The organism is Bordetella bronchialis (assembly GCF_001676705.1).
Lineage (GTDB): Bacteria > Pseudomonadota > Gammaproteobacteria > Burkholderiales > Burkholderiaceae_B > Bordetella_C > Bordetella_C bronchialis.
The window spans coordinates 3,990,206-4,007,947 of record NZ_CP016170.1 but is presented as its reverse complement, the minus strand read 5'-3'; the positions used below and the strand labels follow the sequence as shown (position 1 = coordinate 4,007,947).

At 68.1% G+C, this 17,742-nt stretch carries 17 protein-coding genes; 6 read left to right on the top strand and 11 right to left on the bottom strand.

The window, feature by feature from the left end; genetic code table 11:
* From BAU06_RS17720 to radC, 4 genes are all read right to left on the bottom strand, one after another.
* Positions 1-1,419: an MATE family efflux transporter gene (locus BAU06_RS17720; protein ID WP_066353039.1), complete on the bottom strand. Its 1,419-nt coding sequence runs from the start codon at positions 1,417-1,419 to the stop codon at positions 1-3.
* Complete coding sequence (locus BAU06_RS17715; RefSeq protein WP_066353036.1) at positions 1,416-3,152, bottom strand: ArnT family glycosyltransferase; 1,737 nt, start codon at positions 3,150-3,152, stop codon at positions 1,416-1,418. Before BAU06_RS17715 ends, BAU06_RS17720 begins: the two co-directional genes overlap by 4 nt.
* 176 nt (positions 3,153-3,328) lie before the next feature.
* Positions 3,329-3,595, bottom strand: coding sequence for a type B 50S ribosomal protein L31 (locus BAU06_RS17710; RefSeq protein ID WP_066353034.1), 267 nt, complete (start codon positions 3,593-3,595; stop codon positions 3,329-3,331).
* A 164-nt stretch (positions 3,596-3,759) separates the two neighbouring features.
* Positions 3,760-4,440: a RadC family protein gene (gene radC / locus BAU06_RS17705; RefSeq protein WP_066353026.1), complete on the bottom strand. Its 681-nt coding sequence runs from the start codon at positions 4,438-4,440 to the stop codon at positions 3,760-3,762.
* Between the two features lie 77 nt (positions 4,441-4,517).
* On the opposite strand from radC, the gene BAU06_RS17700 reads away from it, so the two are divergent.
* From BAU06_RS17700 to maiA, 3 genes are read left to right on the top strand one after another with little or no spacing between them, the layout of a single operon-like run.
* Positions 4,518-4,994 carry an FKBP-type peptidyl-prolyl cis-trans isomerase gene (locus BAU06_RS17700; RefSeq protein WP_066353023.1) on the top strand — a complete coding sequence of 159 codons (477 nt, stop codon included), beginning with the start codon at positions 4,518-4,520 and terminating at the stop codon, positions 4,992-4,994.
* Complete coding sequence (gene ispH / locus BAU06_RS17695; protein ID WP_066353017.1) at positions 4,994-5,983, top strand: 4-hydroxy-3-methylbut-2-enyl diphosphate reductase; 990 nt, start codon at positions 4,994-4,996, stop codon at positions 5,981-5,983. The genes BAU06_RS17700 and ispH overlap by 1 nt, the downstream gene beginning before the upstream one ends.
* A gap of 28 nt (positions 5,984-6,011) precedes the next feature.
* Positions 6,012-6,659 carry a maleylacetoacetate isomerase gene (gene maiA / locus BAU06_RS17690; RefSeq protein ID WP_066353014.1) on the top strand — a complete coding sequence of 216 codons (648 nt, stop codon included), beginning with the start codon at positions 6,012-6,014 and terminating at the stop codon, positions 6,657-6,659.
* A gap of 113 nt (positions 6,660-6,772) precedes the next feature.
* Here maiA and garD read toward each other — a convergent pair whose 3' ends face one another.
* The gene (gene garD, locus BAU06_RS17685) at positions 6,773-8,326 is read right to left on the bottom strand and encodes a galactarate dehydratase (protein WP_066353012.1); all 1,554 of its coding nucleotides are present in this window, start codon (positions 8,324-8,326) and stop codon (positions 6,773-6,775) included.
* A gap of 294 nt (positions 8,327-8,620) precedes the next feature.
* Here garD and kdgD point away from each other — a divergent pair, with 294 nt between their 5' ends.
* The gene (kdgD, locus tag BAU06_RS17680) at positions 8,621-9,535 is read left to right on the top strand and encodes a 5-dehydro-4-deoxyglucarate dehydratase (RefSeq protein WP_066353010.1); all 915 of its coding nucleotides are present in this window, start codon (positions 8,621-8,623) and stop codon (positions 9,533-9,535) included.
* Between the two features lie 20 nt (positions 9,536-9,555).
* Here the strand turns inward: kdgD and BAU06_RS17675 are convergent, their stop codons facing one another.
* The 3 genes from BAU06_RS17675 to BAU06_RS17665 form a co-directional block, all read right to left on the bottom strand.
* A complete protein-coding gene (locus BAU06_RS17675) occupies positions 9,556-10,428 on the bottom strand; it encodes an NAD(P)-dependent oxidoreductase (protein WP_066353005.1) in 873 nt (290 codons plus the stop codon).
* Between the two features lie 30 nt (positions 10,429-10,458).
* Positions 10,459-11,211, bottom strand: a complete 753-nt coding sequence (locus BAU06_RS17670) for a GntR family transcriptional regulator (RefSeq protein ID WP_066353004.1) — start codon at positions 11,209-11,211, stop codon at positions 10,459-10,461.
* Positions 11,212-11,353: 142 nt separating this feature from the next.
* Positions 11,354-11,986 carry a diguanylate cyclase gene (locus BAU06_RS17665; RefSeq protein ID WP_231933899.1) on the bottom strand — a complete coding sequence of 211 codons (633 nt, stop codon included), beginning with the start codon at positions 11,984-11,986 and terminating at the stop codon, positions 11,354-11,356.
* 187 nt (positions 11,987-12,173) lie between these two features.
* Between BAU06_RS17665 and BAU06_RS17660 the strand changes: the two genes are divergently transcribed.
* Positions 12,174-13,382 carry a zinc-dependent alcohol dehydrogenase gene (locus tag BAU06_RS17660; RefSeq protein ID WP_066352998.1) on the top strand — a complete coding sequence of 403 codons (1,209 nt, stop codon included), beginning with the start codon at positions 12,174-12,176 and terminating at the stop codon, positions 13,380-13,382.
* A gap of 18 nt (positions 13,383-13,400) precedes the next feature.
* Positions 13,401-14,012 carry a hypothetical protein gene (locus BAU06_RS17655; protein ID WP_066352997.1) on the top strand — a complete coding sequence of 204 codons (612 nt, stop codon included), beginning with the start codon at positions 13,401-13,403 and terminating at the stop codon, positions 14,010-14,012.
* Between the two features lie 77 nt (positions 14,013-14,089).
* Here the strand turns inward: BAU06_RS17655 and BAU06_RS17650 are convergent, their stop codons facing one another.
* Genes BAU06_RS17650 through BAU06_RS17640 form a run of 3 tightly spaced genes read right to left on the bottom strand, consistent with a single transcriptional unit; the run spans position 14,090 to position 17,675 of the window.
* Positions 14,090-15,007, bottom strand: coding sequence for a c-type cytochrome (locus tag BAU06_RS17650; protein WP_066352995.1), 918 nt, complete (start codon positions 15,005-15,007; stop codon positions 14,090-14,092).
* Positions 15,004-16,776, bottom strand: coding sequence for a GMC family oxidoreductase (locus BAU06_RS17645; protein ID WP_066352993.1), 1,773 nt, complete (start codon positions 16,774-16,776; stop codon positions 15,004-15,006). The genes BAU06_RS17650 and BAU06_RS17645 overlap by 4 nt, the downstream gene beginning before the upstream one ends.
* Positions 16,773-17,675: a gluconate 2-dehydrogenase subunit 3 family protein gene (locus BAU06_RS17640; protein ID WP_066352990.1), complete on the bottom strand. Its 903-nt coding sequence runs from the start codon at positions 17,673-17,675 to the stop codon at positions 16,773-16,775. Before BAU06_RS17640 ends, BAU06_RS17645 begins: the two co-directional genes overlap by 4 nt.
* Between the last annotated feature and the right edge of the window lie 67 nt (positions 17,676-17,742).

The following is a 17,742-nucleotide window of genomic DNA, read 5'->3' as shown; positions in this document are numbered from 1 at the left end:
TCAGGCCGCCGGCGGCGCGCCGGCCAGGCTGCCGCGCACGATGCGCCGGTACCAGACGTGCAGTAGGGCGGCGGACAGCCCCAGCCCGAAGATCGCCATCAGCCACATGCTTCCCGCGCCCACGGGCGAACCGGGCAACAACAGCGCCCGTAATCCGTCCAGCTGGCCGCGCGCGGGGCCGAAGCCGAACAGCCAGCCGCCGCCCAGCCCGAACAGGCCCAGCGCCGCCACCTGCAACACCAGCGGCACCACCGCTACCTTGTAGGCGCGCAGCAGGTAGGAATTGATGCACTGCATGGCATCGCACAGGTGGAACAAGGGGATGACCTGCAGAAGCGTCGCGGCCACGGCGGCCACCTGCAGATTGTCGGTGTAGGCACGCAGGATCAGCGGCTTGCCCGTCCATAGCGCCAGGGACGTCAGCGCCGCGCCCATCAGGCCCAGCGCCAGGCCCGCCATGCCGGTCCGGTGGGCCAGCGCCATCCTGCCCGCGCCGATGGCCTGCGCCGTCAGCGAGGCGCTGGCGACGCCGATGGCCATGGGCATCATGTAGCACAGCGCCGCCAGGTTCGACATGATCTGGTGGCCGCCGATCACGAAGGTGCCTTCGCGCGCCACCAGCAGGGCCATGAAGGTGAAGGCGCACACTTCCACCAGGTATGAGCCGCCCATGGGCAGCCCCAGGCGCAGCAATTCCTTCTGCGCGGCCCACTCGGGCCTGCCCAGGCGCAGCTTGAAGCGGGCGTAATACCGGTCGCGGCTGACGATCCACAGGCCGGCGCCCAGGCTCATCCAGGACACCAGGGCAGAGGCCAGCCCGGCGCCGGTGGCGCCCATGGCCGGCAAGCCGAGCTTGCCGTAGATGAACACCCAGTTGAACAAGGCCTTGAAGACGATGGCGGCCAGGTTGATGCCCATGACCAGCTTGGGGCGGGAGACCGCCGTGCCCAGCGCATAGATGGTGCGGAAGACCAGCGACGCCGGCAACGCCAGCGTCAGGGCCTGCAGATAGCTGGCCACGCGGGCGCGCACGTCGGGCGCGACATCGCCCGACATCGACAGCCACACGTCCGGGAACAGCATCAAGGCGCCGCCCACCACGGAAAGCCCGATGGCCAGCCAGACGCCCTGGCCCCACATCGCGCCGACGTCGCGCATGCGGCCGGCGCCGAAATTCTGGGCCAGGATGGGAATCAGTGCGTGGATGACGCCCATCAGGCCGACGAACACGGTGATGTACACCGATGCCGACAGGGACATGGCGGCAAGGTCGTCCGGGCTGGCGTGGCCGGTCATCGCGGTATCCAGCACGCCGAAGGCGATGCCGGCCCACTGGCTGATCAACACCGGCCAGGCCTGGCGCGCGATGGCGCGCACGGCGGCCCCGAAAGGGGCCTCTGTGGGAAGCGAGTGCGTCATCGGGGCGTGGTGGGCGGGACGCGCAGCAGGCGGAAGACTTCGCTGCGGTCGGACAGGCGGCCACCTTGCCACAGGACATCCGCGCCGTCGCTATAGGCGGCGGTGCCGTCGCGCAGGCTGCTGCGGGAGGTCTGCTGCAGGATCAGCGTGCAGCGGTTGTCGTAGGGGAAGTTCAAATCGTTGAAAACCAGGAAGGACGCGCGCTGGCCATTGCCCAGGCCCAGCCCGCGTACGCATTCCCCGGGCCGCACGTTGCGTGCCAGGGCCTCGGCGAGCTCCCCCGACACCTTGCGATAGCTGCGGGCGTAATCCACCGGGGGCTGCCACAGCAGCACCAGCAGGATCCAGGTGGCCGACAGGCCGGCCGCCGACATGACGGTGCCGCGCCACAAGGCGGTGGGACGCACGCGCAGGCGCCATGAGACCAGCACGATCCAGCCTATGCTGACGGCCAGCGCCAGTGCCACGGCGATCCAGGAGATCTCCGGCACGTAGCCGGTGGTCTGGCGCTGGATATTGCGCGCGATCTTGGCAGGGAAACCGAAATTCAGCGCCACCCAACCCAGCCAGACCGTGGCCGCCGTCAGGGAAAAGCACATGACGGCGAACCAATCCAGCGTATTGACCACCGCCCGCCGCAGCGTCGGCAGCGAGAACGCCGCCAGGCAGGCGCAGGGGATGACCAGCAGGGTGAACTCGGCCTCGGAAGGCTCGTCGGTGAAGGCGATGAGGATCAGCGGGCACACCAGCATCGCCAGCGGCAGCCAGACGTGCGGGGCATAGCGCCACGCGCGCCAGCGCCACAGCGCCAGCAGGGCCAGCGGCCAGGTGGGCCACAAATACCACGGCAGGTCGCGCAAGGTGCGCAGCAGGTCGCCGATCTCCGGCATCGCGTAGTTGTCGATGTTCCAGAGCTTCCAGTTGCGGATCCAGTACTCGCTGGTCAGCGTGGCGGGTATCCACCATGCCAGCATGAGCGCCGCGCACAGCAGGACAGTCGCCAGCAGCCAGCGGCGCTGCGTCCACAGCACGCTCTTGGGGTGGAAGGCCAGCAGGCTGCCCAGCATGATGGGCAGCGCGCCGACCCAGCCGCGTATCAGGAAGCTGGCGGCCAGCGCCAGGCCCAGGCTGACCGCGCCCAGGCGGGGTCGGTCCAGCATGCGGGCCATCGAATAAAAGGCGAACGCCTGGGCCGCCATGATGGCCGGGATCTCGGAGGTCTCGTGCACCCGCTGCAGGATGCCCACGGTGGCCAGCAACAGCAGCAGCGCCGCGTCGGCCAGCATGCGGCCGTAGTCCCGCACGGTGGGTTCGCCGCCGAAGGGCAGGGCGAGCGGCTGGGCCTCGGGGCGGCGTCCCAGCAGGTAGGTGCCGTACCACAGCGACATGGTGGTGATGAAGAACCACAGCAGGTTGGGCAGCCGGCCGGCCGTGATGTCGCCCATGACGGGGCCGAACAGCCACATCGCTGCCGCGCCCACCCAGGTGATCAGGGGGCCTTCCTCGGCATGGGCCAGATGGCCCACCTGCGGCAGCAGCCAGGTGTGGCCGCCATCGCGCACCGCGGTCAGCATGGTCGCCAATCCCACCACGTCGTCCGTTTTCCACGGATCGCGCATGAACAGCCCGAAGACGATGTAGGCGACCGCAAGCCCCAGCAAGGCCAGCCGGGGCAGCTTGACGGTCGCCGGCGCGGTCAGCCGGGCGGGGGTGGTGCGGGATAAGGGGGACACGGGGCGTTACTGTACCGGATAGATGGCCGTCGGTTGTGTCTTGCGGTGTTGCAATGAAAAAAATCCGGGCGCCGGGGGCCCGGGCCGGAGGTCCCCGGCGGGGCGGGCGGCGCCGGGGCGACCCAGGGGCAAAAAAAAGCAGCCCGCAGGCTGCTTTTCTGGTGCGCGCGGCCGGATCAGCTGGCCGACTTGGCGGCACCCGTGGTGCGGGCGAAACGGGCGCGGAATTTTTCCACGCGGCCGGTTTCGACGATACGGGTCTGCGCACCGGTATAGAAGGGGTGGGACTTGGACGACACGTCGCACTTGAACAGCGGGTAGGACTTGCCGTCCACATCGATGGTTTCACGGGTGGAAACGGTGGAACCGATGATGAACTTGTCGCCCGTCTGGACGTCCATGAACACCACTTCGCGGTATTCGGGATGGGTATTCTCTTTCATGGCTTTTCCTAAAATTTGCGGGTCGCCGGTGGAGCAGATCGTTCGCGCCAAGAGACTTTGGAAGACCTTTCAAAGCACCTTCAAAGACCTTGCAAGCGCCACCCACCACGTGTCCAGAGATAACTCGCCATTCTAGCCCGATCGGACGCCGGCCTGCAAGCCGCCTACATGCGTCCCTGTTCCGCCATGGACAGCGCCGCGCCGCCGGCGACGATCAGGTGGTCCAGCAGCCGGACGTCTACCAGCGCCAGCGCCTGTTTCAGGTGCCGGGTCAGCCGTTCGTCGGCGTCGCTGGGAAGCGCGAGTCCGGACGGATGGTTGTGCGCCAGGATCAGGGCGGCGGCATGGTGGCGCAGGGCGTCCCGGACGACCTCGCGCGGGTACACCGACGCCTGGGACAAGGTGCCGCGCGCGACTTCTGCCGTCGCGATCAGCCGCAGGCGGTTGTCCAGGTACAGGGCAATGCAGTGTTCCACTTCCCGATGCCCGAGCAGGGCGACGCAGTACTGCTTGACCCGTGCGGGCTGGTCCAGCGCGCAGGTCTGGGCGAGGTCTTCACGCAGGGCCCGGCGCGCCAGCTCCAGTATGCTCAGCAACTGGCAGATCTTGGCGCTGCCCAATCCGCGCACCTGCCCCAGCGGGGTGGCGCCGGCGGCGAACAGGCCGCGCAAGCCGCCGAAGTGTTCCAGGATGTCATGGGCCAGGGCAACCACCGGACGCCCCGCCGTGCCGGTACGCAGCACGACGGCCAGCAGCTCCGCATCGGTAAGGACGGCCGCGCCATGGCGCAGCAGGCGCTCGCGGGGACGTTCGGCTTCTAGTACGGGCAGCTTGGGGGAGGACATGGCGGACTCCTGGCCGGCGGGCGGCGCGGCGCGGGTGGGACTAAAATGGCGGATTCAGCCTATTACGGTGGCATATCTTGAGCACCGCTACGCCCAGCGCGAACGTTTTTGTCCGTCCGGATTCCTACCTGACCCTGCACTACCGCATCGTCCTGGCCTCGGGGCCGGGCGAAGGGTCCGTCTTCGCCGACACTTTCACCGGCCGGCCGGCCACGCTGCAGCTCGGCACGGGCCAGTGGGCCCCCGGCATGGAGTCGGCCCTGCTGGACCGGCCCGAAGGCAGCGCGTTCAGCGTGACGCTGCCGCCCGCGCAGGCCTACGGCGATCGCAATCCGGACCTGATCCAGCGCGTCAGCCGCGCCATGCTGGCCGAGCACGCCGGCGCCGACGCCAGCTTCGAGCCCGGCGACCTGGTGGAATTCCAGGCGCCCAACGGCGGCCGCTATTCCGGGGTGCTGAAGTCCCTGGACGACGACGGCGCGCTGTTCGACTTCAATCATCCGCTGGCGGGCACGGCCCTGCGGCTGGATGTGCAGATCCTGGGGGTGCTGTGATGCGCGGCGCCGCCGAGACCGTCACCGCCCCGCAGGCGGAAGTCCTGCTGGCCCAGCCGCGCGGCTTCTGCGCCGGCGTGGACCGCGCGATCGACATCGTCGAACGTGCCCTGGAATTGCACGGCGCGCCCATCTACGTGCGCCATGAGATCGTCCACAACCGCTACGTGGTGGAAGACCTGCGCCGCAAGGGCGCCGTCTTCATCGACGAACTGGACGACGCGCCGGCCGGCGCCATCGTGGTGTTTTCCGCGCATGGCGTGTCCAAGGCCGTACGCCAGGAGGCGGAACGCCGCGGCCTGCAGGTCTTCGACGCCACCTGCCCGCTGGTCACCAAGGTGCATGTGGAAGTCGCCCGCATGCGGGCGGCCGGCCGCGAGATCATCATGATCGGCCACAAGGGCCACCCGGAAGTAGAAGGCACGCTGGGGCAGGCCCAGGGCGGCATGTACCTGGTGGAAACGGTGGAGGACGTGCAGGCGCTGCAAGTCACGGATCCGGAACAACTGGCCTTCGTCACGCAGACCACCCTGTCGGTGGACGACGCGGCGGCCGTGGCCGCGGCGCTGCGGTCGCGCTTTCCTTCCATCGTGGAACCGCGCAAGAGCGACATCTGCTATGCCACGCAGAACCGCCAGGATGCCGTCAAGGTGCTGGCGCCGGAATGCGATGTGGTGCTGGTCGTCGGCAGCGCCAACAGTTCGAATTCCAACCGCTTGCGGGAAGTGGCGGAACGCAAGGGCGTGCCCGCTTTCCTGGTCGATGGCGCGCAGGCCATCGATCCCGCCTGGCTGCGGGGACGCCGGCACATCGGCATTACGGCCGGCGCGTCGGCGCCGGAAGTGCTGGTGCGGCAGGTGATCGAGCGCGTCAAGGAACTGGGCGCGGTGTCGGTCCGCACCATGCCGGGCCTGGAGGAAAACGTCGCCTTCCCGCTGCCCAAGGGCTTGTCGCGCAAGACGGCCGAGCCCGACCAGCCGCCGCGCTAAGCCCCGATCGCCCCTGACAGGAGCCCGCATGCAGCTATACAGCTACTTCCGCAGCTCGGCCGCCTATCGCGTCCGCATCGCCTTGAACCTGAAGGGCCTGCCCTACGATACGGTGCCCGTGCATCTGCTGAAGGACGGCGGGCAGCAGCTCAAGCCCGACTACGTGCGCCTGAACCCGCAGGCGCTGGTGCCTGCCCTGGTCGACGGATCCACGGTGCTGACGCAATCGATGGCCATCATCGAATATCTGGACGAAACCCATCCCCAGCCGCCCTTGCTGCCCGCCACGCCGGCGGCGCGCGCGCGGGTGCGGGCGCTCGCCCAGGGTATCGCCTGCGATATCCATCCGCTGAACAACCTGCGGGTGTTGCGATATCTGAAGCGGGAACTGGACGTGCCGGACGATGCGCGCGATGCCTGGTACCGCCATTGGGTGCAGACCGGCCTGCTGGCCCTGGAGCGCATGTTGGCGGATTCGCCGGACACCGGTACGTATTGCCACGGCGACACGCCCACGATGGCCGACGCCTGCCTGGTACCGCAGCTGTTCAATGCCCGCCGGCTGGACTGCGACCTGTCCGCCATGCCGACCATCCTGCGCATCGACGCGGCGTGCCAGGCCTTGCCGGCCTTTGCCGGCGCCGCGCCGGAGAACCAGCCCGACGCGGCCGCCTGAGCCGCGCCCGCGGCCCGCTTCCCCGCTCACACGCGCGCCAGCTCGAACCCTGCCGGCGCGTTGTGCGCCTCAGGTCACGGACGCCAGGTTGGACAACGCCGGGGCGTTTCGCATCAGGTCACGGGCGCCGGGTTGAACAAGGCCAGGGCGTTGTGCAGGCGCAGGGCCTCGGCGCGGCTTTTCCGCCGGCCGCTGGCCACGTCCAGCATGGTGTGGAAGAGTTCCCAGCCTACGTCGGCGATGGTTGCCTCGCCGGTGGCGATGCGCCCGGCATTCACATCCATCAGGTCGTGCCAGCGCCGCGCCAGGTCGTTGCGCGTGGCGACCTTGATCACCGGCACCTCCGCCAGGCCGTAGGGCGTCCCACGGCCGGTGGTGAACACGTGCAGGTTCATCCCCGCGGCCAATTGCAGCGTCCCGCAGATGAAGTCGCTGGCCGGCGTGGCGGTATAGACCAGGCCCTTGGCCCGCAGCTTCTCGCCGGGCGGCACGACGCCGGAGATCGCCGACCGGCCGGATTTGGCGATGGAGCCCATCGCTTTTTCGACGATGTTCGACAGGCCGCCTTTCTTGTTTCCGGGCGAGGTATTCGCGCTGCGGTCCGCATTGCCGCGCGCCAGATAGGCGTCGTACCACGCCATCTCGCGTATCAGCGCCTGGGCCACTTCGGGCGTGGCCGCCCGGGCGGTCAACTGTGCGATGCCGTCGCGCACTTCGGTGTTTTCGGAAAACATGACGGTGGCGCCGGCGCGCACCAGCAGGTCGGTGGCATAGCCCACCGCCGGGTTCGCCGTGATGCCCGAGAACGCATCGCTGCCGCCGCATTGCACGCCGACCACCAGGTCGGATGCCGGGCATTCGACGCGGCGCCGGGCGTCCAGGACGGCCAGGTGCCGTTCGGCGGTCTTCATGATGGAGGCCACCATCGACTCGAAACCGACGTGGGCCTCGTCCTGCAGCGTCACGGTGTCCACGCGATTGCCGCCGCCCGCGATGGGTATGCTGCCCGGCGGCATCAGGCGATCCGGCTGCAGCTTTTCGCAGCCCAGGCTGACCATCATGGCCGTGCCGCCGAAGTTCGGGTTCAGCGCGATATTGCGCAGCGTGCGGATGGGAATGATGGCGTCGGGCGCGTCGATGGCGACGCCGCAGCCATAGGTGTGCTCCAGTCCCACGACGTCGTCCACGTTGGGATAGCGGGGCAGCAGTTCGGCGCGGATGCGCTTGACCGCATGTTCCACCACACCCGACACGCACTGCACGGTGGTGGTGATGGCCAGGATGTTGCGCGTGCCCACGGATCCGTCGGCATTGCGATAACCCATGAAGGTATAGCCTTCCAGCGGTTCCGGGGCGGGCGGCACGCGCGTGGAGATGGGTAGCTGGTCCAGCGCCGGGGCGGCGGGCAGGGTGGTGACGCGTTCGTTGACCCAGCTGCCGCGCGCGAGCGCCTGCGCCGCGTAGCCGATGACGACGCCATAGCGGACGATCGCGGCGCCCTCGGCCAGGTCGCGCAAGGCCACCTTGTGCCCCTGCGGAACCGCTTCGCGCAGCGTGAGCCCGTCGGGGAAAACGGCGCCGGCGGGCAGACCGCCGTCGTTGACGACGATGGCGACATTGTCGTCGTCGTGGATCTTGATATAGAGGGGAGTGCTGGGGTCGGACATGACGGACTCGAGGCGGCCTGTGGGGGACGGCGGACAGTGGCGATAAGCGGCGAATACGGGTCGGGCAGCGATGGGCTCGCATGGAACGGCTTGCTGCGGCGCGCCCGGTGCGTGCGGCCGGCGCATTGCCAGCTGGCATGTTTGTCATCGTACAACGACGGGGCGGAACTTGTCAGCCAAGTTGGCGTTTTACCGTAAAAACGCGGGCTTCAAAAAACCCTGGCCGGCGAATGCCGTTATGTTGTACGATAACGTATAACCAATCCCCGTCCGCAAACTGTCCCGGTACGCACAATGACTACGCCCCTAGAACTCAAGCAGATCATCTCCGACGGCCTTCTGTCCTTTCCCATCACGGACTTCGACGAACAGGGCGACTTCCGGCCCCGGACTTATATCGAAAGGCTGGAGTGGCTCGCGCCTTACGGCGCCAGCGCGTTGTTCGCGGCCGGCGGCACCGGCGAGTACTTCTCCCTGGCGCCGGCGGAATACGCCGATGTGATCCGCACCGCTGTGCAGACCTGCGCCGGCAAGGTGCCCATTCTGGCCGGTGCCGGCGGCCCGACGCGCACGGCCATCGCCTATGCGCAGGAAGCGGAACGCCTGGGTGCCAAGGGCATCCTGCTGATGCCGCATTACCTGACCGAGGCCAGCCAGGACGGCATCGCCGAGCATGTCGAGCAGGTCTGCAAGGCGCTGAAGATCGGCGTCATCGTCTACAACCGCGCCAACTCGCGCCTGGGCCCGGACCATCTGCGCCGCGTGGCCGAGCGTTGTCCCAACCTGATCGGCTTCAAGGACGGCGTGGGCGACATCGAGAACATGGTGCGGGTGCGCCGCGCGATGGGCGACCGCTTCGCCTACCTGGGCGGCCTGCCCACGGCGGAGGTCTATGCCGCGGCCTATAAGGCGCTGGGCGTGCCGGTGTATTCCTCGGCGGTGTTCAATTTCATCCCGAAGACCGCGATGCAGTTCTACCGCGCCATCGCCAGCGACGATCACGCCACCGTCGGCAAGCTGCTCGACGACTTCTTCCTGCCCTATCTGGAAATCCGCAATCGCCGCGCGGGCTATGCCGTCAGCATCGTCAAGGCCGGGGCGCGCCTGGTCGGCCGCGATGCCGGCCCCGTTCGTGCGCCCCTGACCGACCTCACGCAAGACGAAAGCGCCGCGCTGGATGCCCTGATCCGCAAGCTGGGACCGCAATAGCGCAATAGGCCCGGCCGGGCTTAGCGCTTATTGCGATCCAGGGCGACCTGGCCCAGGACCGCCAGGTCGTGGTCGCCCAGGCCCTGGTCGACGGCCTGGCGCATGCTTGCGGCGACGACATCGGACAGCGGCAGAGAGGCCCCGGCTTCGCGGGCGGCTTCTTGCGCCAGCAATACGTCCTTCAGGCCGAGCCGCGCACGGAAGCTGGCGGGCTGGTAGCTTCCTTTGGTCATCAGCGCGCCATAACCGGTATGAAGCGGGCCGGGAAGGATGGTGCTGGTCAACAGGTCCACCAATGTCCCGGTGCCGATGCCGTAGGCGTTGGCCAGGGCAGCGCCCTCCGCCAGTGCCTCCACGGCGCTGGTCAGGATGAAATTGACCGTGAGCTTCATGGCATTGGCGCTGTGCGGGGCCTCGCCCAGCATGACGGTTTTGTGGCCGATCAGGCCGAACAGCGGTTCGACGGCGGCCACCGCATCCGCCTTGCCCGCGACCAGCAGCGTCAGCTTCGCCGCGGCGGCCGCGTCCGGCCGGCCCATGACGGGGGCGGCGACATAGCCGACGCCTTGCGCGGCATGGGCGTCGGCCAGCCGTTGCGCGGCCGGTATGGAAATCGTTGCCATGTTCACATGGACGGCGCCCTTGCGCATGCCGGCCAGCGCGCCGTCATTCACAAAGATTTGCTCGACGGCCTGGTCGTCGGCCAGCATGCTGAAGACGGCCTCGGCATCGCAGGCTTGCGCCGGACTGTCCGCCACGCGCGCGCCCAGTTCGCGCAGCGGCGCGGCGGCTTGCGGGGAGCGGTTCCACACCGTGACCGTGTGGCCGCCCTTGATGAGATTGGCCGCGATCGCGCGGCCCATATTGCCCAACCCGATGAATCCGATATGCATGACGATGCCCCAAGGCGGGCCGGCCGGCGCTCAGGCGCCGCCCGTGTATTCCTGCCCCAGGTATTCGTAGGCTTCGGTATTCACGTGGGAAACGCGCCATTCCACCGGCTGGCGGTGATAGGAATAGGCCACGCGGCGGATCTGCAGCAAGGGCTCGCCTTCCGGAACCCCGAGCCACGGCGCGTGCGTTGCACTGGCGCGGCAGGTCCGCAGGCGTTCGTCGGTGCCGATGACGTTCACGCCGAACATGTCCTGGTACAGACTATACAAGGTGCTCGGCCGTTCGCGCAGGTGGCGCTCCGTCATGCCGGGAAACAGGGTTTCCGGCAGGCTCACTTCGTCGACCATCACCACGTCGCCATGCAGGGACAGCACATTGTTGAACTCGAACACGTGGCTGCCGGTGGCCAGGGCCAGCTTTTCGCGCACCAGGGGCGATGCGCGCACGCGGCGAAAGCGCACCAGTTCGGTGGTGGGGTAGGATTTCTCGCCGTCCTGCCGGACGATGCGGAAGAACTTGAAGAAGTGCGAGTTGCGCGTATGGACCGCCACATAGGTGCCGCGGCCCTGGTGGCGAACAAGGATGTTTTCCGCCGCCAGCTCGTCCACCGCCTTGCGCAGCGTGCCGATGGAAACACCGAAGCGCTCGGCCAGCGTTTTCTCCGGAGGGATGGCTTCGCCTTGCTTCCACTCGCCGCGCGCCAGCGCACTCAATATTGCCTGCTTGACCTGTTCGTACAGAGGGCTGCCCAGTGGCACCGCCGAGGACGGCTGAAGATTCATATCGCTTCCAGAATGATGGCGCGGATTGTAAGGCCAGGCCGCGCGAGGCCGGACCGGTGGCGAGGGCCTTGGCTATTATATATATCATTTATATGACTACAACGCGATAGCGTGGAAAGCCCCGGCGCGGCGGCCCGCATCCCTAGGCGTGCCTGCCCGGGTTGCGGCTGGCGTCCGCGGCCGCCCGCCGGCCGGGCTGTCCGCCCCGCGCGTCCCGCCGTGCCTTGATGCCGCGCAATAGTTCTTCCAGATAGGGCAGCGCTTCCAGCAGCGCCGAGGCAAGCAGCACGAAGACGATATAGCCGGTCGGCAGGGGCGTTTCCTTCAGGCGCAGATCCCAGCGGGCCGGCTCCGACCCCAGCCCGAACAGCGCGAGGAACTGCGGCCAGTGCAGGACGGCCACCAGGATGCCCGCCGCCAGCGGCAGCAATTCCAGGAAGCTGTGCACATGCTGTTCGAACGGTCCCACGTGGCGCCGGCTGGTGGCGTAGCTCACATCCCACAGCGCCGTTGCTTCATGCGCGATGAAGGCCAGGATCATGAGCAGGAACACCAGCGCGTTGATCTCCAGGAACAGGCAGGCCACCAGCGGAACGCCGATCTCCGCGAACATCAGCAGATGCAGCACGGACTCCTTCGGTCCGGCCGTATGGGCAATATCGGTGCGGCGATGGCAGAGATAGTCCGCGGTGCCCGCGGCGATCCACAGCGGCATGATGAAGTACATAAGGATGCGCAGCGCGGCATCCCCGGTGTCGTGCATTTCGGTCCCCATGGCGATCCTTGTCAGGTTGCGGATACGGGGCCCCTGGCGCCGGAATGGTGTTTGCTGCCCGGTCCCGCGGCCGTCTCGCGGCCCCGCGCAACCGTTCAGCAGGTCGCATGCCGGGTGTGCTCTGGCGTAACGCGCATGGGGCTTGCTGCCCCGCGCGGCGAACCCGCCTATCCATAGGAGTCAATTCATGAAAGCTGTCGTATTTCATGCCATCGGGGATATACGGCTCGAAGACGTGCCGGATCCCCAATTGCAGGAGGATACCGATGCCATCGTGCGGCTGGAGGCCAGCGCAATCTGCGGTACCGACCTGCATTTCATCCGCGGCACCATGGAAGGGGTGAAACCCGGCACCATCCTCGGACACGAGGGCGTGGGCGTGGTGGAGCAGGTCGGCGCCGGGGTGCGCAATCTGCAGAAGGGCGACCGGGTCGTCATTCCATCGACGGTGGCCTGCGGCTATTGCTCCTATTGCCGCGCCGGCTATTACGCGCAGTGCGATAACGCCAATCCGCATGGCAAAGGGGCAGGCACCACCTTCTATGGCGGGCCGGAGCAGGCCGGGGGCCTGAACGGCCTGCAGGCCGAGAAAGCGCGCATTCCCTATGCGCACGTCAACCTGGTCAAGCTGCCACGGGAAATCGACAACGACCAGGCGATCATGCTGTCCGATATCTTTCCCACCGGCTACTTCGGCGCGGACCTGGCCGATATCGAGCCCGGGCGCACCGTGGCGGTGTTCGGCTGTGGGCCGGTGGGCCAATTCGCGATTGCCTCGGCCAAGCTGATGCACGCCGGACGCATCTTCGCCATCGATGCCGTGCCGGACCGCCTGGCCATGGCGCGCGAGCAGGGCGCCGAGATTATCGACTTCAACGCGGAAGACCCCGTGGAAACCCTCAAGCGGCTGACCGGCGGCATAGGCGTGGACCGCGCGATCGATGCCGTGGGCGTGGACGCGGTGCATGCGCATGCCGGCCCCGCCTCGCAACCCGAACAGAATGCCGCCATGGAAGCCCAATCGCGCCAGATCGCGCCTCACGCCCATCCACAGGGCGCCAACTGGGTGCCGGGCGACGCGCCGGCACAGGCACTGAACTGGGCGGTGCAGGCACTGGCCAAGGCAGGCACCCTGGCCATCATCGGCGTCTATCCGCCGACGGACAACCTGTTTCCCATCGGCTTGGCCATGAACAAGAACCTTACCGTGCGCATGGGCAACTGCAATCATCGCAAGTACATCCCCATGCTGATCGAGCTGGTGCGTTCCGGCCGCATCGATCCGGCGGCGATCCTGAGCAAGCGCGAACCGATGTCCGCCGTGCTGGATGCCTACAAGGCCTTCGATACGCGCCAGCCCGGATGGATGAAAGTGGAACTGGCCCCGGTGGCCTGAGCGACAGGGAGTACGACAATGATGATCATTATGAGCGACCGGGCCGTTTTGCACGCCCTGCGCGCGCAGGTCCGCGAAGCGCGTGCGTCGCGCCTGCCCGCTTCGTCCGGCGCGACGGCATGGATCGCCGCCGCCGTGCTCGCGGGCGCCGCGGTCAGCATGGGCGCGCAGGCGGGTGCGGAGGTATCCGGCAGCGACGAGACGGTCGCTACGGCAAGCACCCAGGTATCCGCCGGGGATGTACGGCTCGCGCAGGCCGGCCAAGGCGCGGGCAGCCGCGGAGGCGGTTCGACCGGCGGCGGGCAATGGAAACACCCGGAGTCCGGCGCGACCAATCCCGCCGGCTCCGGCGCCGCGGGTCCGGGCGATGGCCAGGGCCAAGGACGCGATGCCACCACGGCGCCAGGATCCGGCTCCGGTGCCGGCGCGGGTGGCCGCCAGGGCAATGACATGCAAGGCCACCATGGCAACGACACGCTGCCGGCAGCGGGCAAGGGCAAGCAGGGCAGCACCCAGGGGCAGGGCGGGGCGAAGGGAACGGCGGGCAAGAGCGATAGCGCGAAAGGCAGTGCCGCCAACAGCGACAAAGGGCCGGGACACCGTGGCCCGGATACCCGGCCCGGGCATTGAACCGTTCCTGATCGACCGGCGCGGCGCTTGGACCGCGCAACGTGTCGCCGGCCTTCCCCAGGCCCGCTGGCGCGGCGCTACTGGCCCCGCATGCCGGCGTAGTACTTCGCCAGCGCGGCCGTGTCTTCGGGACTCAAACGCTTGGCGATTTCCCGCATGGTTCCCAGGTCGTCGTTGCTGCGCTGCCCGTTGCGGAACGCCTCCAGCTGTCCGCCCAGGTAGGCCTCCGGTTGGCCGGCCAGGCGCGGCAGCATCGGCGGTTCGCCTTCGCCGTTGGCGCCGTGGCAGTTGGCACAGGCAGCCAGGGCCAATGCGTTGTCGCCGAATGCGTGCAGGCGCTGTCCGCGATCGTCCGGCGCGGGCGCCGGCGCCTTGATCGCGGGCGCGGGCAGGCCGGCGTAATACCGCGCCGCGGCAACCATATCCTGGTCGCTCAGTCCTTTGGCGATACCGGTCATGATGGGGTGCTGGCGCGTCCCGTCGCGATAGCTAAGCAACTGCTTGAGCAGGTATTCCGCGGATGTGCCGGCCAGGACGGGAAACGGCGTCCCCGGGGCGGGCACGCCCTGGGCGCCATGGCAGGACGCGCAGGCCGCCACGCCGGCCGGCGGATTGCCGGAGCCCGGAAGCGCCGCGCTGGCGGGCTGGTCGGCGTTCTGCGCGAGCAACTGTTCCCATCGTGCCTGCGGGAAAGAGAACTCCGTTCCCGTGCGGGGCGGCGGCGCCGCTGCCGCTTGGGGGGCGCCTGCCTGGGGCGCGGCCGCTTGCGGGGGTGCCGTGGCCGGTGTCGCGGGCTGGGCGCCGGGCGCGCCCGGCGCGGCCGCCTGCGGCGTCACCGGGGCCGGGGCCGACGCGCTGGGCGCCGTCCTGGCCGGCGGGGCTTCCTCATGATGTCCGGGAATGCGGAACAGCGCCGATACGCCGGCGACCAGGACGGCGAACGTGCCGCCGACCATCACCGCGCCCTTGGCCAGGCCTGCCATGTTGCCGCTCATATCCGCACCAGGGGGCCGGGGGATTTCAGGTAGTCCCGCTTGACCGCGTCGACGATCCAGTACGCCGTCGCGCCCACCGTGCCGGTCGGGTTGTAGCAGGAGTTCTGCGGGAACAGCGCCGCGCCGGTCACGAATACATTGGGCACATCCCAGCATTGTCCATAGCGGTTGACGACGCTGGTGCGCGGGTCGGCGCCCATGGCGGCGCCGCCGGTCAGGTGCGTGGACTGGTAGCTTGCCGACGAATAGGGGCGGCTGCGCGGGGCCGGTTCGGTGCGGACGATGCCGCGCATGGCCTTGGCGATCTCGTCGCCCTTGGCGGTGACGAAGCGCGACATGCGGATGTCGTTGTCGGGAAAGTCGTAGGTGATGCGCAGCAGCGGCTGGCCCCAGGCGTCCTTGTACGTGGGATCCAGGTCCAGGTAGCTGCCGCGCGTGGGCTGCGCCGATCCGGTAATGGTGATGGGAATGGCATGGTTGTAGTAGCGCTTCACCGCCTTCTTCCACTCGCTGCCCCAATTGGGCGTGCCGGAGGGCACCGGGTGGTTGCTGATGGGCGTGCCGCTGACCACCTGGATCTGGATGTACGCGCCCCCGACGAAACCCAGCGGCCCGTGGTCGAAGTTGTCGGTGCAGAAGTCATCCATGGTGACGGCCACCGCGCCCGCGCCCATGAACGGGTTGATGGGCGTTTGTTCATCGAAGAACAGGCCCACGCCGGACGTCGTCTGGTGCGTGTAGTTGCGCCCCACGACGCCCTCGCCGCTTTGCGGATCGTAGGGCTTGCCGATCTGCGACAACAACAGCAGCCTGACGTTGTTGATGCTGAAGGCGCACAGGAACACCAGTTCGGCGGGCTGGAACACTTCCTCGCCCGCTTCATCGATGTAGGTCACGCCGGTCGCGCGCTTCTTGTCCTGGTCCAGTTCCACGCGCAGCACATGCGTGCCGGTACGGATCTCGAAGGTGTCCAGCTTCATCGCGACGGGCAGCACGCACACTTGGGGCGAAGCCTTGGCGAAGTGCTCGCAGCCGTAGTTGGAGCAGAAGCCGCAATAGACGCAGGCATTCATGTGCAGGCCTTCCGAATTCACGTACGGCCGCGTGCAAAGCGCGGAAGGTTGCACATAGGGGTGATAGCCCAGTTTGCGCGCCGCTTCGCCGAACAGCGCCGGCGCATACGGCACTTTCATCGGCGGATTGGGATAGGGATTGGAGCGCCACGGTTCGAAGGGATTGCCGCCTTCCTGCTTCTGCCCCTTCAGGTTGCCGGCAAAGCCCGACGCGCCGATCAGGCGGTCGAAGCGATCGTAGTAGGGCTCCAGTTCGTCGTACCGCACCGGCCAATCCTGGGCCGTGATGTCTTCATCGAAAATCTTGGCGCCGTATTTCTGGGTGTAGTGCGACCGCAGCTGGAACTCTACCTCGTCGAAGCGGTAGTAGGCGCCGGACCAGTGGTTGCCGGCGCCGCCCAGGTGCGTGCCCGGATAGGCAAAGGCCCAGCGGCGCATCGGCAGCGCCGTCTGGTTGACGTTATTGCGGAAGGTGTAGGTCTCGGTGGCGGCGTTCTGGTGCAGCGCGTGGCGCCGCACGTACTTGACCTCGTCGTGCACCATGGGCCCCTGGAAATCCGGCGAGGGCCAGCGCGGCTGGCCGCGCTCCAGCACCACCACCTTCTGGCCATTGGCCGCCAGCTCCTTGCCGATGACGGATCCGGTCCAGCCGCCGCCGACGATGGCGACGTCCACGGGGGGGAGTTTGCGGCTCATGCTGCCTCCCTGGCCGCGGGCTTCAGTTCCGTGCGCGGCGCCGGCGCGGCGGGCTGCCGGTCCATTTTCATGGGGGCCGCGGGCGCGCCGTGCTGCCCGTCCATCCTCATGTCGTGGACGGGGCTGTCCGCGATGGAGACCGGCGCCCGCACGAAGGCCACGCCATGCCGCTCGATGTCGTTCGAGTAGCTGGCGTAGGCGCCCGGGAACTGCACCAGCTTCCATCCGACCATATCGCGGTTGCCGCCATGGACGGGGTCGCAGAAGAAGCCCTCCACGGTGGCGTCCATCAATGCGGCGAAGAACACCGCCGACGGCAGCGGCGAGAAATCCAGCTTGCCGGCTTCCATGCGCCGGAGCATCTCGTCCTGCGTGGCGGCATCGAGTTCGGCGAAGGCCTTGCCATTCTGGCTCTGCCGCACCGCCTGGGCGAAGCGCGCCAGGCCGGTACGGAACATCTGTGCCGGTGTGTAGGAGAGCTGATAACCCTGCTGTGGCGTACCGGGCGCGAAGGGACCGGACTGATAGAACTGGTCGCCGTTGCCCCAGGCGCCCGCCAGCTGCTGGTCGATATAGACGGCGACGCCGGCTTCGCGAGCGCCGGGACCGAGCTCATCGGCCGGGATAAGGCGCGCGACGATGGCCTCCATCAGGGCGGCTTCGTCGGTGTTGAAGAATTTCCAGGTAGCGTTCGCGCCGGACGGCATGGCGGCGCCGGCAGCCGAGCCGCCCTGCGATCCACCTTGCGCAGGAGCGCCCTGCGGGGACGCGGACGGATCCGGGTTCGGCTGAGCCTCGGCGGATTGCACGCGGCCGGTCAATGCGGCGGCCGGCAGCCCCACTGTGATGGCTTTCAATACCTGCCGGCGCGAGGCCGGATCGACGGATCTGGATTTCATGCGTCCTCTCCCTGCAAACGGCGCATGCGGCCGCAACTGCTATGCCTGTCCTGCGTGCTGGCGGCGT

Excerpts from the sequence above, each read along its gene's own strand:
- BAU06_RS17655 (WP_066352997.1), top strand. The coding sequence starts at position 13,401 with ATGATGATCATTATGAGCGACCGGGCCGTTTTGCACGCCCTGCGCGCG.
- kdgD (WP_066353010.1), top strand. The coding sequence starts at position 8,621 with ATGACTACGCCCCTAGAACTCAAGCAGATCATCTCCGACGGCCTTCTG.
- maiA (WP_066353014.1), top strand. The coding sequence starts at position 6,012 with ATGCAGCTATACAGCTACTTCCGCAGCTCGGCCGCCTATCGCGTCCGC.
- BAU06_RS17720 (WP_066353039.1), bottom strand. The coding sequence starts at position 1,419 with ATGACGCACTCGCTTCCCACAGAGGCCCCTTTCGGGGCCGCCGTGCGC.
- ispH (WP_066353017.1), top strand. The coding sequence starts at position 4,994 with ATGCGCGGCGCCGCCGAGACCGTCACCGCCCCGCAGGCGGAAGTCCTG.
- BAU06_RS17675 (WP_066353005.1), bottom strand. The coding sequence starts at position 10,428 with ATGCATATCGGATTCATCGGGTTGGGCAATATGGGCCGCGCGATCGCG.
- BAU06_RS17665 (WP_231933899.1), bottom strand. The coding sequence starts at position 11,986 with ATGGGGACCGAAATGCACGACACCGGGGATGCCGCGCTGCGCATCCTT.
- BAU06_RS17660 (WP_066352998.1), top strand. The coding sequence starts at position 12,174 with ATGAAAGCTGTCGTATTTCATGCCATCGGGGATATACGGCTCGAAGAC.
- BAU06_RS17640 (WP_066352990.1), bottom strand. The coding sequence starts at position 17,675 with ATGAAATCCAGATCCGTCGATCCGGCCTCGCGCCGGCAGGTATTGAAA.
- BAU06_RS17670 (WP_066353004.1), bottom strand. The coding sequence starts at position 11,211 with ATGAATCTTCAGCCGTCCTCGGCGGTGCCACTGGGCAGCCCTCTGTAC.
- garD (WP_066353012.1), bottom strand. The coding sequence starts at position 8,326 with ATGTCCGACCCCAGCACTCCCCTCTATATCAAGATCCACGACGACGAC.
- BAU06_RS17645 (WP_066352993.1), bottom strand. The coding sequence starts at position 16,776 with ATGAGCCGCAAACTCCCCCCCGTGGACGTCGCCATCGTCGGCGGCGGC.
- radC (WP_066353026.1), bottom strand. The coding sequence starts at position 4,440 with ATGTCCTCCCCCAAGCTGCCCGTACTAGAAGCCGAACGTCCCCGCGAG.
- BAU06_RS17650 (WP_066352995.1), bottom strand. The coding sequence starts at position 15,007 with ATGAGCGGCAACATGGCAGGCCTGGCCAAGGGCGCGGTGATGGTCGGC.
- BAU06_RS17710 (WP_066353034.1), bottom strand. The coding sequence starts at position 3,595 with ATGAAAGAGAATACCCATCCCGAATACCGCGAAGTGGTGTTCATGGAC.